This window comes from Cryobacterium sp. TMB3-10, from assembly GCF_004402305.1.
Taxonomy (GTDB): Bacteria; Actinomycetota; Actinomycetes; order Actinomycetales; family Microbacteriaceae; genus Cryobacterium; species Cryobacterium zongtaii.
This window is the reverse complement of the sequence record NZ_SOGH01000026.1, coordinates 107940-119783: the sequence shown is the minus strand read 5'-3', so window position 1 is coordinate 119783 and position 11844 is coordinate 107940. Positions and strand designations below refer to the sequence as shown.

14 protein-coding genes are annotated in these 11844 nt (G+C 66.6%); 6 read left to right on the top strand and 8 right to left on the bottom strand.

Annotated features, from left to right (window positions below):
• Nucleotides 1-81: 81 nt before the first annotated feature.
• Entirely contained in the window at nucleotides 82-768 is a 687-nt protein-coding gene (locus E3T22_RS14520; RefSeq protein WP_134493537.1) for a hypothetical protein, read from the bottom strand.
• 104 nt (nucleotides 769-872) lie between these two features.
• Nucleotides 873-1181 carry a hypothetical protein gene (locus E3T22_RS14515; protein ID WP_341476105.1) on the bottom strand — a complete coding sequence of 103 codons (309 nt, stop codon included), beginning with the start codon at nucleotides 1179-1181 and terminating at the stop codon, nucleotides 873-875.
• A 182-nt stretch (nucleotides 1182-1363) separates the two neighbouring features.
• Here E3T22_RS14515 and E3T22_RS14510 point away from each other — a divergent pair, with 182 nt between their 5' ends.
• On the top strand, nucleotides 1364-1603 hold the full coding sequence (locus E3T22_RS14510) for a DUF3499 family protein (RefSeq protein WP_088455309.1): 240 nt from the start codon (nucleotides 1364-1366) through the stop codon (nucleotides 1601-1603).
• Between the two features lie 939 nt (nucleotides 1604-2542).
• Here the strand turns inward: E3T22_RS14510 and aspS are convergent.
• Entirely contained in the window at nucleotides 2543-3856 is a 1314-nt protein-coding gene (gene aspS / locus E3T22_RS14505; RefSeq protein ID WP_088457806.1) for an aspartate--tRNA(Asn) ligase, read from the bottom strand.
• Between the two features lie 79 nt (nucleotides 3857-3935).
• Between aspS and E3T22_RS14500 the strand changes: the two genes are divergently transcribed.
• The 5 genes from E3T22_RS14500 to ccsB are packed head-to-tail and all read left to right on the top strand — an operon-like array spanning nucleotide 3936 to nucleotide 8608.
• Nucleotides 3936-4580: a histidine phosphatase family protein gene (locus E3T22_RS14500; RefSeq protein ID WP_088454969.1), complete on the top strand. Its 645-nt coding sequence runs from the start codon at nucleotides 3936-3938 to the stop codon at nucleotides 4578-4580.
• Entirely contained in the window at nucleotides 4577-5185 is a 609-nt protein-coding gene (locus E3T22_RS14495) for a TlpA disulfide reductase family protein (RefSeq protein WP_103478487.1), read from the top strand. Before E3T22_RS14500 ends, E3T22_RS14495 begins: the two co-directional genes overlap by 4 nt.
• 2 nt (nucleotides 5186-5187) lie before the next feature.
• Nucleotides 5188-5949 carry a cytochrome c biogenesis CcdA family protein gene (locus E3T22_RS14490; protein WP_134480917.1) on the top strand — a complete coding sequence of 254 codons (762 nt, stop codon included), beginning with the start codon at nucleotides 5188-5190 and terminating at the stop codon, nucleotides 5947-5949.
• The gene (locus tag E3T22_RS14485; protein WP_134407785.1) at nucleotides 5933-7606 is read left to right on the top strand and encodes a cytochrome c biogenesis protein ResB; all 1674 of its coding nucleotides are present in this window, start codon (nucleotides 5933-5935) and stop codon (nucleotides 7604-7606) included. Before E3T22_RS14490 ends, E3T22_RS14485 begins: the two co-directional genes overlap by 17 nt.
• 51 nt (nucleotides 7607-7657) lie before the next feature.
• Entirely contained in the window at nucleotides 7658-8608 is a 951-nt protein-coding gene (ccsB, locus tag E3T22_RS14480; protein WP_088457807.1) for a c-type cytochrome biogenesis protein CcsB, read from the top strand.
• Nucleotides 8609-8757: 149 nt separating this feature from the next.
• On the opposite strand, the gene E3T22_RS14475 is transcribed toward ccsB, so the two are convergent.
• Genes E3T22_RS14475 through E3T22_RS14455 form a run of 5 tightly spaced genes read right to left on the bottom strand, consistent with a single transcriptional unit; the run spans nucleotide 8758 to nucleotide 11827 of the window.
• Nucleotides 8758-9738 carry an o-succinylbenzoate synthase gene (locus tag E3T22_RS14475; RefSeq protein ID WP_134480916.1) on the bottom strand — a complete coding sequence of 327 codons (981 nt, stop codon included), beginning with the start codon at nucleotides 9736-9738 and terminating at the stop codon, nucleotides 8758-8760.
• Nucleotides 9739-9780: 42 nt separating this feature from the next.
• Nucleotides 9781-10044: a hypothetical protein gene (locus tag E3T22_RS14470; protein ID WP_103430995.1), complete on the bottom strand. Its 264-nt coding sequence runs from the start codon at nucleotides 10042-10044 to the stop codon at nucleotides 9781-9783.
• Nucleotides 10041-10373 (bottom strand): ATP-dependent DNA ligase, encoded by a 333-nt coding sequence (locus tag E3T22_RS14465; RefSeq protein ID WP_088454975.1) that lies wholly within the window; start codon nucleotides 10371-10373, stop codon nucleotides 10041-10043. The genes E3T22_RS14470 and E3T22_RS14465 overlap by 4 nt, the downstream gene beginning before the upstream one ends.
• 51 nt (nucleotides 10374-10424) lie before the next feature.
• Nucleotides 10425-11477 carry an RNA polymerase sigma factor RpoD/SigA gene (locus E3T22_RS14460; protein WP_088454976.1) on the bottom strand — a complete coding sequence of 351 codons (1053 nt, stop codon included), beginning with the start codon at nucleotides 11475-11477 and terminating at the stop codon, nucleotides 10425-10427.
• Nucleotides 11474-11827 carry a hypothetical protein gene (locus E3T22_RS14455; protein ID WP_088454977.1) on the bottom strand — a complete coding sequence of 118 codons (354 nt, stop codon included), beginning with the start codon at nucleotides 11825-11827 and terminating at the stop codon, nucleotides 11474-11476. Before E3T22_RS14455 ends, E3T22_RS14460 begins: the two co-directional genes overlap by 4 nt.
• Between the last annotated feature and the right edge of the window lie 17 nt (nucleotides 11828-11844).

Sequence of the window (11844 nt, the reverse complement as noted above, 5' to 3'; positions counted from 1 at the left end):
TGGGCACGGGGTGCGGGGTGCTTGTGGCGCGAAAAAACGGCCGAGCTGGTGCTCGGCCGTTTTTCGTGTGGTGCGGGGGTGTTACTTGGTGTTGACGGTGATGGTGGCGATGCCGACGAGGAGCTGGTCGGCGACGGCGTCGGTGTTGAAGGTGGTGTTCAGCAGGGCGGCGGCGTCGGCGCTGATGTGCACGGTGGTGCCGGTGAGGATGGCGTTGTCGCCGTCCATCTTGAGGGGTTCGAGGGTTCCGCCGTAGAGGTCGAAGAGCTTGACCTGGGTGGCGGCGGATTCGCCGTTGGCGGTGACGTCACCGAAGAGTTCGGAGGTGCCGGGGTCGATGGTGAAGTTGGTCAGTTCGACGACGGTCTCGCCGGCGGTGAGGGAGAAGCCGCTTCCCTCGTGTTCGATGTTGCCCTGGACGTAGGGGCGGTAGTCCTCGGCCGGGTCGTAGTAGTCCACGTTGCCGCCGGTGATGGGGAAGTGCAGGCTGCCTTCTTCGAGGGTGGCGGTGCCGACGGTGCCGGGGGTCAGGCCCAGGCTGGTGAGGGCGGCGGCGAAGTCGGCGTCCAGGAGCACGGAGGTGTCGACACCGGTGAGGGTGGGGATGGAGGCGACCGGGGTGGGGGTGGCTTCGGCGGAGCTGCTGGAGGACGAGGAGCTGGACGACGACGTCGACGCGGTGCCCTCGTCGGTGGAGCAGGCGGCGAGGCCGGCGACGAGCAGGCCTGCGGTGGTGAGGCCGAGTGCGGTCTTGGTGAAGCTGCGCATGATGAAGTCCTTTGCTGTGGGGGAGTGCTGCTTGGTATGCAGGTGGTTCGTCCCCACGTCAGAAAAGGTTTGGTCCTCGTGGCGTTCGCGTGCGGGATGCGCCCCTAGAAGTGGCGGAATCGATCCGGCGCGAGATCCCAGGGGTCCTTGCCGAGGAGTTCGGCGACCCCGCGGAAGACGCAGCTCTCGATCACCATGCGCTGATGGAACTCGTCATTGCGGTGCAGTCCGCTCAGCCGCTGGATCGGCAGCCGGAAGAAGGTGATGCGACGCTCACGGGCATCCACCGCGTACCGCGCCACCCCGACGCCGGGAATCACGTTGAGCGGCCCTGCGGCCACCTCGAAGGACACATCGGCGAGTTCGGCCGGCCACACCATGCGCAAGTAGTCGACCGTCGACGCGATGGTCATGTCGAAAGTGTCCACCCGCGTACGCAGGGGAGGAAGGAAAGGTCCGGTGGCAGAACTGCGGATGCCACGGCCGTGTCGGTCCCGGCCCCGACCGCGCGAGGTCGGTGCTTGCACGGTTGTGCGGCGTGAACGAGGCATACCCCCAGTCTACTTCCGGGGCATCGGCGGTACCCTGAATCACCATGTCAGTCAGAGCGTGTTCAAGAATCTCCTGCAACGATGAGGCCGTGGCGACTCTCACGTTCTCCTATGCCGACTCGATGGCTGTCCTGGGACCGCTCGCCGGCACCCACGAGCCACACACCTATGACCTCTGTGAACGGCACGCGCGTGTGACCACCCCGCCTCAGGGTTGGCAGCTGATCAGGCATCGAATCGTGTCGATCGCGGATGCCCAACGCGGCGTTCAGCCCTCGCCCTAGTCGTCTCTCGGACACCCGCTGTCGGCGCGCCATATGGGGCAAACCACCCCGACACGCCCGGGTGTCAGATCCAATTTGCGGCCCCTCCGGAATCCCCGTAATGTCATCTCTCGTCACCCCACAGGTTCGGAAAAGCCGCAGAGCTTCCGGCCTCAAGCGGGACCAACTCCCAGTCAAAACAACCCACATCGTTTCGGTGTGGCTCTTCGTTTTGGCCAGGAATCAGCTCTTCGCAAGATCCCTCGGATCGAACGAACGGAGCGTTTTCAGGCACTAGTTTGCCGGAAACACGCCGCTCAGTCGATTTGACACGGATTCGAACGGAGGCTAAGGTAGTCAAGTTGCCCCGGAGCGACAGCCAATCACATGGCCTGAAGTCGGGTGCGTCCGATCCTTGAGAACTCAACAGCGTGCACAATGTCAAATGCCAAAAACCTCGGTCGTAGGGTCCCTTTCTAGGGGATACCGCGAAAGAGATTCCTTTGGAAAACATTTAAACAACAAAGCAAGTCAGTAATGATTTGTTCTGTCAGTTTCAAACTTGCTGATTGTTCGCCTATTCCGGTGGCTTTCGGCACTAGATGTGCCCATCACTTCGGTGGTGAGGCTATTAAACATTTACGGAGAGTTTGATCCTGGCTCAGGACGAACGCTGGCGGCGTGCTTAACACATGCAAGTCGAACGGTGACGAGGGAGCTTGCTCCTTCTNGGTGCCCTCGTCGGTGGAGCAGGCGGCGAGGCCGGCGACGAGCAGGCCTGCGGTGGTGAGGCCGAGTGCGGTCTTGGTGAAGCTGCGCATGATGAAGTCCTTTGCTGTGGAGTGTGGGGGCTTGCTTGGTATGCAGGTGGTTCGGCCCCACCCCGGAAAAGGTTTGGTCTTAACGAAAAATCGCGCCTGTCCGTGAGACAGGCGCGACTTTCGCGAGCGGGAGTAGGGGTTACGGCTCCAGGCGGGTCGGCCCGCGGAACAGGTAGGTGACCTCGCGGATGGATGCCTGGTGCAGCATCAGCATCAGCACGCGGGCCAGGCCCATGCCGAAGCCACCGTGGGACGGTACCCCGTAACGGAAGAAGTCCAGGTAACCCGCGATCTCGGCCGGGTCGAGACCCTTCTCCACGGCCTGCTCGACGAGGACGTCGATGCGGTGCTCACGCTGCGCGCCGGTGGAGATCTCGGTGCCGTTGAAGATCAGGTCGTAGCTGTTGGTCAGGCTCGCGTCGCCCTCGTGGCGCATGTGATAGAACGGGCGGATGCTCGACGCGTAGTCGGTGAGGAACACGAACTCGTGCCCGTAGGTCTCGGCGACGTACGCCGCGATCTGGCGCTCGCCCTCGGGGTCCATGTCGTCGTCTTCACGGGGAACCTCGTAGCCGCGGCTCTTGACGATCTCCTTGGCCTCGGCCAGCGGGATGCGCGGGAACGGCGTGCTCGGCACGGTGACCTCGACGCCGAACAGCGCGAGCACCTCCTCGCCGTGCTTGGCCTTCACCGCGGTGAACGCGGCCACGAGCAGGTCCTCGTGCAGCTGCATGACGTCTTCGTGGCTGTCGATCCAACTGATCTCCGAGTCAACGCTGGTGAACTCGGTGGCGTGCCGGCTGGTGAACGACGGGTCGGCCCGGAACGCCGGCCCCACCTCGAAGATCTTGCCGAAACCTGCGGACTGCGCCATCTGCTTGAAGAACTGCGGGCTCTGCGCCAGGTAGGCCTTGCGGTCGAAGTACTCCACCTCGAACAGCTCGGCGCGGGACTCGCTCGCGCTGGCCATCAGCTTCGGGGTGTGCAGCTCGATGAAGTCGTGCTCGATCCAGTACGTGCGCAGGGCGTGCTCGAACGTGGTCTGGATGCGGAAGATGAGGCTCGCCTTGGGCTGGCGCAGGTCGAGGAAGCGCCAGTCCATACGCTTGTCCAGGCTGGAGTCTGCCGCGATCGGGGTCTCCGGGATGGCGAGGGTGACGACCTCGAGGGACGCCAGCTTGATCTCGATGCCGCCGAGCTTGACGCGCTCGTCGTGCTTGAGCTGCCCGGTCACGGTGACGAAGCTGCCCTGGGACAGGCCGGAGATGGTGGTCGCCGGCTCGTCGTCGACGACGACACCCTCGGCATCCGTGGTGCGTGGATTGACCAGCTGCACGGCGCCGGATTCGTCGCGCAAGACGACGAATTGCACCTTCTTCTGGTCTCGGACGGTTTCAACCCATCCGGACACGGAAACGAGACCGTCGTCGAGGGCAGCAAGGTTCTTGATCAGTACGCGCGCATTCACCCCCTGAGTTTAGCCGCACAGCTCTCGGCGAATTCGCGGGTGACCTCTCCGTAGACTGGAGCGTGTGGTAGCTAGCCAGGTACATCTCGTGCGGCACGGTGAGGTTTTTAACCCCGAGCGCGTGCTTTACGGCAGACTTCCCGGCTTTCGGCTGTCCGATTTGGGGCAGCGGATGGCCGAGGCGGCTGCCGCAGACCTCGTCGAGCGTGGGCGCCCCGTGGGGCGGATCATCGCCTCGCCGCTGCAGCGCACCCAGGAGTCGGCAGCCCCGATCATGGCGGCCTTCGGCCTGCCCATCCACCTCGACGAGCGCATCATCGAGCCCGCCAACCGCTTCGAGGGCAAGCGGATGCGCGGCCCCGGCGGCGCCCTGCGCGACCCGCGCACCTGGCCCAGCCTGATCAACCCTGCCCGGCCCAGTTGGGGCGAGCCTTTCGCGTCCATCTCTGCTCGGATGCTCGCCGCCATCGACGATGCCTTCCATTCGGTCGACGACGGTGACGTCGTTCTGGTCAGCCACCAGCTGCCGATCTGGATGGTGCACCGCACCCTGGCCCACGAACGCCTCGCCCACGACCCGCGCAAACGCCGCTGTGACCTGTCCAGCATCACCACGCTGTCGTTGCACGACAATGTGCCCGCCGAGGTCGGCTATGCGAGTCCCGCCGCCGCCCTTCTGGTGCCGGCCAACGATGTAGGTGCAGTGTGAGTCGCCGACCACGCCTGATTCCTGCCGCCCTGATCGGCCTCGTCAGCCTCGGCCTCGTGCTGACCGGGTGCACCAGCGACGACCCGCTCGCCGCGCAGTACCGTGAAGGCAGCGGCAAGGGCTACATCGCCGGCGACGGCAGCGTCACCGAAATCGCCGCCGAAGATCGCGGCGAGTCCGTCGTCTTCGACGGCACCCTCGAGGACGGCTCCACGGTCAGCTCCGACGACTACACAGGCGAGGTCCTCGTGGTCAACTTCTGGTACGCCAGCTGCGCCCCCTGCCGCGCCGAGGCCCCGGACCTCAAGACGATCAGCGAGGAATTCGCCGGTCAGGGCGCCAGCTTCCTCGGTGTGAACGTGCGCGACCAGGCGCCCAGCGCCATCGCCTTCAACGAAAGCTACGAGATCAGCTACCCATCGGTGATGGATGTCGACGACGGCGGCCTGCAGCTCGCCTTCAGCGGCAGCATCCCCCCGAACGCCGTGCCCACCACCCTGGTGCTGGACTCCTCTGGTCGGGTCGCCGCGCGCATCCTCGGCCAGGTCAACTCGCCGTCCATCCTGGAAACCCTGATCAAGGACACGATTGCCGAGGACGGCTAGGCGTGGGCAATCCCTTCGGCGAGATCGTCTTCAGCGGGCAACTGTTCCTGGCGATCCCGATCGCCGTGCTGGCCGGGCTCGTCTCGTTCGCGTCCCCGTGCATCCTGCCGCTCGTGCCCGGCTACCTGGCCTACATCGGCGGGTTCGCCGACGGGAGTAGCGGGTCGAAGCTCTCCGCGCGCCGGGGACGCAACCGGCTGCTGCTGGGCGTGGCCCTGTTCATCCTCGGCTTCACCCTGGTCTTCGTGCTCACCGGCGTGGTGTTCGGCGCCGCCGGGTTCTGGCTCAACCAGTACCGTGACCTGATCACCCGCGTCGCCGGCGCCGTCGTGATCCTGCTCGGCCTGGTCTTCGTCGGTCAGTTCGGCGCGATGCAGCGCACCATCAAGACCTCCTGGCGGCCGCGGATGGGCCTGGCCGGCGCTCCGGTGCTCGGCGCGGTCTTCGCGGTCGGCTGGACCCCGTGCACCGGCCCCACGCTCACGGCCATCAACTCGCTCAGCCTGAGCACCGGCTCACCGTGGCAGGGCGGCCTGCTGGCGCTGTTCTACGCGCTCGGCCTGGGCATCCCGTTTCTGCTGATCGCCCTGGGCCTGAACTGGGCCACCGGGGCCGTAGCCTTTCTCAAGCGTCATATCCGAGCGATCAACCTGTTCGGCGGCGTGCTCCTGATCGTTATCGGGGTGCTCATGGTGAGCGGCGTGTGGAATGCCTGGCTCCTGAACCTGCAAGGGGTGATTGGCAGCTATGTCCCGGCCATCTGACCACATCGACTCCGCCCCGGCGCCCACCGGCGACGGGATCACCCAGCCCAAACTCGGTTTTGTCGGCACCCTGCGTTGGTTCTGGCGTCAGCTCACCAGCATGCGCACCGCGCTGTTCCTGCTGCTGCTGCTCGCCATCGCGGCGGTGCCCGGCTCGCTGGTGCCCCAGCGCAGCTCCGACCCGAACGGCGTCACCCAGTACTTCACCGACAACCCCGACCTGGCGCCGGTGCTCGACAAGATCCAGGCGTTCGACGTGTACTCCTCCGCCTGGTTCTCCTCCATCTACCTGCTGCTGTTCGTCTCGCTGATCGGCTGCGTCATCCCGCGCACCAAGCACCACCTGCAGGCCCTGCGCGCCAAACCGCCCAAGACCCCCGCGCGCCTCGGCCGGCTGGCCGGCTTCACCACCCGCACGGCCCCGGCCGGCACGGATGCCGCCACCGCCGTCGCCTCCGCCCGCACCGTGCTCAAGCAGGGTCGCTACCGGGTGGCGCTGTTCGAGAGCCCCACTGAGTTCTCGGTCTCGGCCGAGCGCGGCTACCTGCGTGAGACCGGCAACCTGGTCTTCCACTCCGCCCTGGTCGGTCTCCTCGTGGTGGTCGGCTTCGGCAGCGGCTTCGGCTTCAGCGGCCAACGAGTGCTCGTGGAGGGCCAGACCTTCGTCAACACGCTGCTGGCCTACGACTCGTTCAACCCCGGCCGGTTCTTCGACGACACCGAACTGGACCCGTACACGCTCACCCTCGACGACTTCACGGTGAGCTACGAGACCGCGAACCTCGAGGCGTTCGGCCAGCCCGTCGACTTCACCGCCGGCGTCACGGTCACCCCGCGCGGCGGCGACGCCGAGCCCGGCGCGGTGCGGGTCAACGACCCGCTGCGCACCGGCGGCACCAGCGTCTACCTGCTCGGCAACGGCTACGCGCCCACCATCACGGTGAAGGACCCTGAGGGCACAGTGGTGTTCACCGACTCCGTGCCGTTCCTGCCGCAGGACGCCAACCTCACCTCGCTGGGCATCGTGAAGGTGCCGGACGGCCTCGCCGAGCAGGTGGGCCTGGTCGGCTTCTTCTACCCGACCCAGGACGAGAGCAGCACCGGCTCGTACTTCTCCAGCTTCCCCGACCTTGAGTACCCGGTGCTCACCCTCAATGTGTACGCGGGTGACCTGGGCCTGGACGAGGGTGTGCCCACCTCGGTGTACTCCCTCGACACCGACTCCATGGAGCCGCTGGCCACCCGCACGAGCGACATCCAGCCGCTCGAACTCAAGCCAGGCGAAACCCAGGAGCTGCCCAACGGGCTGGGCTCGGTGACCTTCGAGAACGCCACTCCGGATGCCGCGGCGGGAGACTTCTCAGGCTCGGTGCCGCGGTTCGCGTCGTTCGATATCCACCACGACCCCACCCAGGGCTGGGTGCTGCTGTTCGCGGTGCTCGTGCTCGGTGGGCTGCTCACCTCGCTGTTCGTGCCGCGCCGTCGGCTCTGGGTGAAGGCCATTGACCAGGCGGATGGCTCGGTGCGGCTCGAATACGCCGGCCTCGCCCGCGGGGAGGACCCGGCCCTGGAGTCGGCCGTCACCGCCCTCGCCGACCGGCACATCGCCCTGCTGGAACGCTCGGCCCCGGTCGTTTCACCCGTCGAACCCGCTTAGGCTGTACTGGTGAATCTGAACGAGCTCTCGATCCTCAGCCTGTACTCGGCCATGGCCGTCTACGCGTTGGCGTTCATCGCCTTCTCGATCGACCTGGCCAAGCGCAGCTCTGCGGTGGACGCGGCCGATGTCGAGTCCGCCAAGGCCCGAGCGGGCGAGGCCACCTCGGTGGGTTCCGCCGGCGGAACCAGCACCCTCACCCGCATCAGCGCCCGGATGGTCAACGATGCGGCGACGCCGTACGGCCGCTCCGCCAGCCTGCGGGTGGGCGTCTCGCTGACCGTGCTCGCCTGGGGCCTGCAGCTCGTGGCCACGGTGTTGCGCGGCATCGCCGCCGAGCGGGTGCCGTGGGCCAACATGTACGAGTTCGCGATGACCGGAACTCTCCTCATCGTCACGGTGTACCTGATCCTGCTGACCCGCATCGATCTGCGGTTCCTGGGCACCTTCGTCACCGGACTTGTCCTGATCCTGCTCGGCATAGCCCAGCAGTATTACGTGGAAGTGGCCCCGCTGCCGCCGGCTCTGCAGTCGGTGTGGTTGGTCATCCACGTGTTCGTGGCGTCTCTCGCCACCGGGTTCTTCGCCCTCGGCTTCGCGCTCTCGTTCGTGCAGCTGCTGCAGGCCCGCCGCGAGGACCGGGTGGATACCGACAAGCCCGGCCGGCTCAAGTTCCTGAAGACCCTGCCGTCGGCGGTCACCCTGGAGAACCTGGCCTACCGCACCAACATCATCGGTTTCATCCTGTGGACCTTCACCCTCATGGCCGGCTCGATCTGGGCCGAACGGGCCTGGGGCCGGTACTGGGGTTGGGACACCAAAGAGGTCTGGACCTTCATCATCTGGGTGATCTACGCCGGGTACATCCACGCGCGGGCCACCCGGGGCTGGCGCGGATCGCGGTCGGCCTGGCTGGCGATCATCGGCTTCGCCGCCGTGATGTTCAACTTCGGCGTCGTGAACGTGTTCTTCAAGGGCCTGCACGCCTACTCCGGCCTGTAACCCGCGGCGAGGGTCGCGCCCGCTCGGTCCGCGCCCGATCGCCGGATCCGCAATGGGCGGGTGCCACGCCGTTATGCGGGTGGCGCGCCACCCGCACAACGGCGCCTAACCCGCAGAGCTCTAGGCGGGCCCTGCGTCGCGCCTCCTGATTACTCGGCGAGCAGGGCGTGCACGCGGGTGATGCGGGCGAGCCACCAGTCGCGCCGCTCAGGGCTGGCCGCGTAGGTGTCGAGAAGGTCGGCATCCGGCACCACCCGGCGCACCGGGATGCTGCCATCAACGGGCAGCAGCGGTTCATGGGTGACGTCGGCGGCCAGCAACGACGCGGTGGCCAGGCCGCAGTCGTAGTCGAGCTCGGGCAGGGCCGCCGCCAGGAACGCGCCCATCGAGATGCCGATCGAGGTGTCGAGGGCGCTGGAGACGATCAGCGGCAGGCCGGTCTCGGCCTGGATCGCGAGCACAGCGCGGATGCCGCCGAGCGGCTGCACCTTGACCACCAGGAGGTCGGCAGCGCCTGAGCGGGACACCAGCAGGGGATCGGACTCCTTGCGCACGCTCTCGTCGGCGGCGATCGGCAGGTCGAGGTAGTCGGTGCGGCGGCGGATCTCGGCCAACTCGTCGATCGACGCGCACGGCTGTTCGACGTACTCGAGGTCGAACTCGGCCAGGGCGTGGATCGCGTGCTCGGCCTCGTCGAGGTTCCAGAGCCCGTTGGCATCCACCCGGATGCGTCCCTCCGCGCCGAGTGCCTTGCGTACCGCGCGCACCCGCTCCACGTCTTCGGCGAGGGTCTGGCCGGGGTCGGCGACCTTCACCTTGGCGGTGCGGCAGCCGGGGAACCGGGCCAGAAGTGCCGGCACGTCGGCGGCGTCGATGGCCGGCACCGTCGCGTTCACCGGAACCCGGTCTCGTCGAAGGGCCGGGCTCTCTGCCCAACCGAACTCCAGCGCAGCCCGCAGCCAGGCCGACGCCTCTTCATCGTCGTACTCCACGAAGGGGGAGAACTCGGTCCAGCCGGCCGGCCCCTCGATCACTACGGCTTCACGGCTGGTGAGGCCGCGGAAGCCGGTGACGAGGGGGAGGTCGACCACGCGGGCGGTGGCGAGCACGTCGTGCAGTGAAGGGAGCATGGCTCTAGTGTGCCAGCATCCGCGGGTCCGCCCCTGAGCCGTTCATTCGGTGGAATCGGCGACGAACGTCTCCTCGGGAGTGAGCGTCACGTCCGGACCGTTGGGCTGCACGTCCACGATGGCGATCGCGGTGCCCGGAGAGATGAGCAGATAGGCATCCTGATAGCGCCCGGCGCCGCTGTTGACCCGCAGCCAGGTGGGCACGCCGGCCGCCGCCGCGTCGGAGATCTCGGCTCGGAGTGATTCGAGTGTGCGGTCGCCGAGCGTGTACGGCTTACCGCCGTAGACGATGTCGATGCGGGTCACGAATCATCCTTACCATTCGACGTGGATCCCAGGCGGTGCGGTTCCGGCACGATCTGCAGGCCGCCCGATGAATTCGCGGTCAGCATCAGCGCCTCGATCCAGTCGCGGTTGAGGCTGGGCGAACGACCGCCGAAATACTTGTAGGCCAAGGGGATGCTGGGATGCATCCAGATGGTGCTCCGTCCGTCACCGCCCTGCGGGTCGTCTCGCCAGGTGAAATAGAAGCACTCGCCCCGGCGTAGCTTGGCACCGATCACTACCTGGATGTGCGCGAGCACGCGATCATCGAAATCCGCCGTGAGGCTCGAATCGTACGTCAGCTTGCCCATTGCACCACTCCGTTGATAGGGGTAGGTGTTACGCTACGCCGGTTTTCGCTTCTAGTCCCTGAGATATCGCTCGAGTCGTGGCACCTTTAGGAGGGCCAAGGCTCGCTTCTCGATCTGTCGGACCCGCTCCCGCGTCACCCCCTGGATGACCGCGATCTGGTCGAGCGTGCGAGGTTCCTCACCGGTGAGACCGAAGCGGGCTGTGAGGATGGACCGCTCCCGGTCGGGCAGGGCATCGAGATAAAACGTGATGTCGGCAGCCCGCAGTGTGATGGTGGCGCACTCATCGGGCTGGGGCAGGTCGTCATCGATGATCAGCTCGGCGATGTCGCCGATGCCGTCGCCGACCGGTGCGTGCAGCGAGATGGGCTCGTTGTCGTACTGCAGCAGGCGGGACACGTCCCGCACCGCGATCTGCGACAGCTCGGCGATCTCCTTGAGCGTCGGTTCCCTGTCGAGGGTGCTGGTGAGGTCGCGGCGGATGCGCTTGATCTTGTTGAGCTTCTCGGCGGTGTGCACCGGGATGCGGATCATGCGAGACTTGTCGGCCATGCCGCGGTGGATGGCCTGCCGGATCCACCAGGTGGCGTAGGTGGAGAACTTGAATCCGGTCATGAAGTCGTACTTCTCCACCGCCCGCACCAGGCCGATGTTGCCGTCCTGCACGAGGTCCATGATCGGGACGCCGCGGCCGGAGTAGTGCTTGGCGATGCTCACCACGAGACGCAGGTTGGCCTCGATGAAGTGGTTCTTCGCCCGCCGGCCCTCGAACACCAGGCAGGTGAGTTCGCGCTTGAACTCGGGGGTCACCGGGGTGCCTTCGGCTTCCGCCCGGTTCATCTTCTCCTCGGCGAACAGGCCCACCTCGATCTTGCGGGCCAGATCCACCTCGTCCTCGGCCGAGAGCAGGGGGCCCTTGCCGATGCGGCGCAGGTAGTCGCCGAAGGCATCCGTGGAAGCCCGGCTGTAGCGGGAGGTGGCCGCGGCGCTGGCGGCGGCCGACGGCGAATACGACGACGGGGTCGACTCCGGCGGCGCTGCCGGGGTTTGAGTTGTGGCGCGAGCGCTCGCACGGGTGGTGGGCGGCTGGACGATGGTTGTCATGCGAGGACCCCCCGGGGGAGAAGACTGGCTGTGGCACGGTCAAAGGAAGTGAAGTAGGCGCGTTCCCGCGGACGACCGAGGTTGGTCACCTCGAAGGCGCTGCCGACGATCTGGATGAAGCCGAGTAGGGCGGTCGGGTCGTCATGCTCGATGCCATGGTCTGCGACGCGCCACTCCGTGGGGGAGAGTTCGGTGATCTCGACGTCGCCGAGGCCGAGGGCCGTGTCGTCGACGGTGCTGCCGGGTATGGGTGTCGGGTTCAGGACAGGAGCGGTGTAGGTTTCGGCGCTGGTGACGGGTGCGTATTCGGGTAACGCGGTGTCGGGTGCCGAGGGGCTGTTGTGAAACATGACCACCTCCAGGTCGT

Excerpts from the sequence above, each read along its gene's own strand:
- E3T22_RS14485 (WP_134407785.1), top strand. The coding sequence starts at position 5,933 with ATGTCCCGGCCATCTGACCACATCGACTCCGCCCCGGCGCCCACCGGC.
- E3T22_RS14475 (WP_134480916.1), bottom strand. The coding sequence starts at position 9,738 with ATGCTCCCTTCACTGCACGACGTGCTCGCCACCGCCCGCGTGGTCGAC.
- E3T22_RS14465 (WP_088454975.1), bottom strand. The coding sequence starts at position 10,373 with ATGGGCAAGCTGACGTACGATTCGAGCCTCACGGCGGATTTCGATGAT.
- E3T22_RS14460 (WP_088454976.1), bottom strand. The coding sequence starts at position 11,477 with ATGACAACCATCGTCCAGCCGCCCACCACCCGTGCGAGCGCTCGCGCC.
- ccsB (WP_088457807.1), top strand. The coding sequence starts at position 7,658 with ATGGCCGTCTACGCGTTGGCGTTCATCGCCTTCTCGATCGACCTGGCC.
- E3T22_RS14515 (WP_341476105.1), bottom strand. The coding sequence starts at position 1,181 with ATGACCATCGCGTCGACGGTCGACTACTTGCGCATGGTGTGGCCGGCC.
- E3T22_RS14520 (WP_134493537.1), bottom strand. The coding sequence starts at position 768 with ATGCGCAGCTTCACCAAGACCGCACTCGGCCTCACCACCGCAGGCCTG.
- E3T22_RS14510 (WP_088455309.1), top strand. The coding sequence starts at position 1,364 with ATGTCAGTCAGAGCGTGTTCAAGAATCTCCTGCAACGATGAGGCCGTG.
- E3T22_RS14455 (WP_088454977.1), bottom strand. The coding sequence starts at position 11,827 with ATGTTTCACAACAGCCCCTCGGCACCCGACACCGCGTTACCCGAATAC.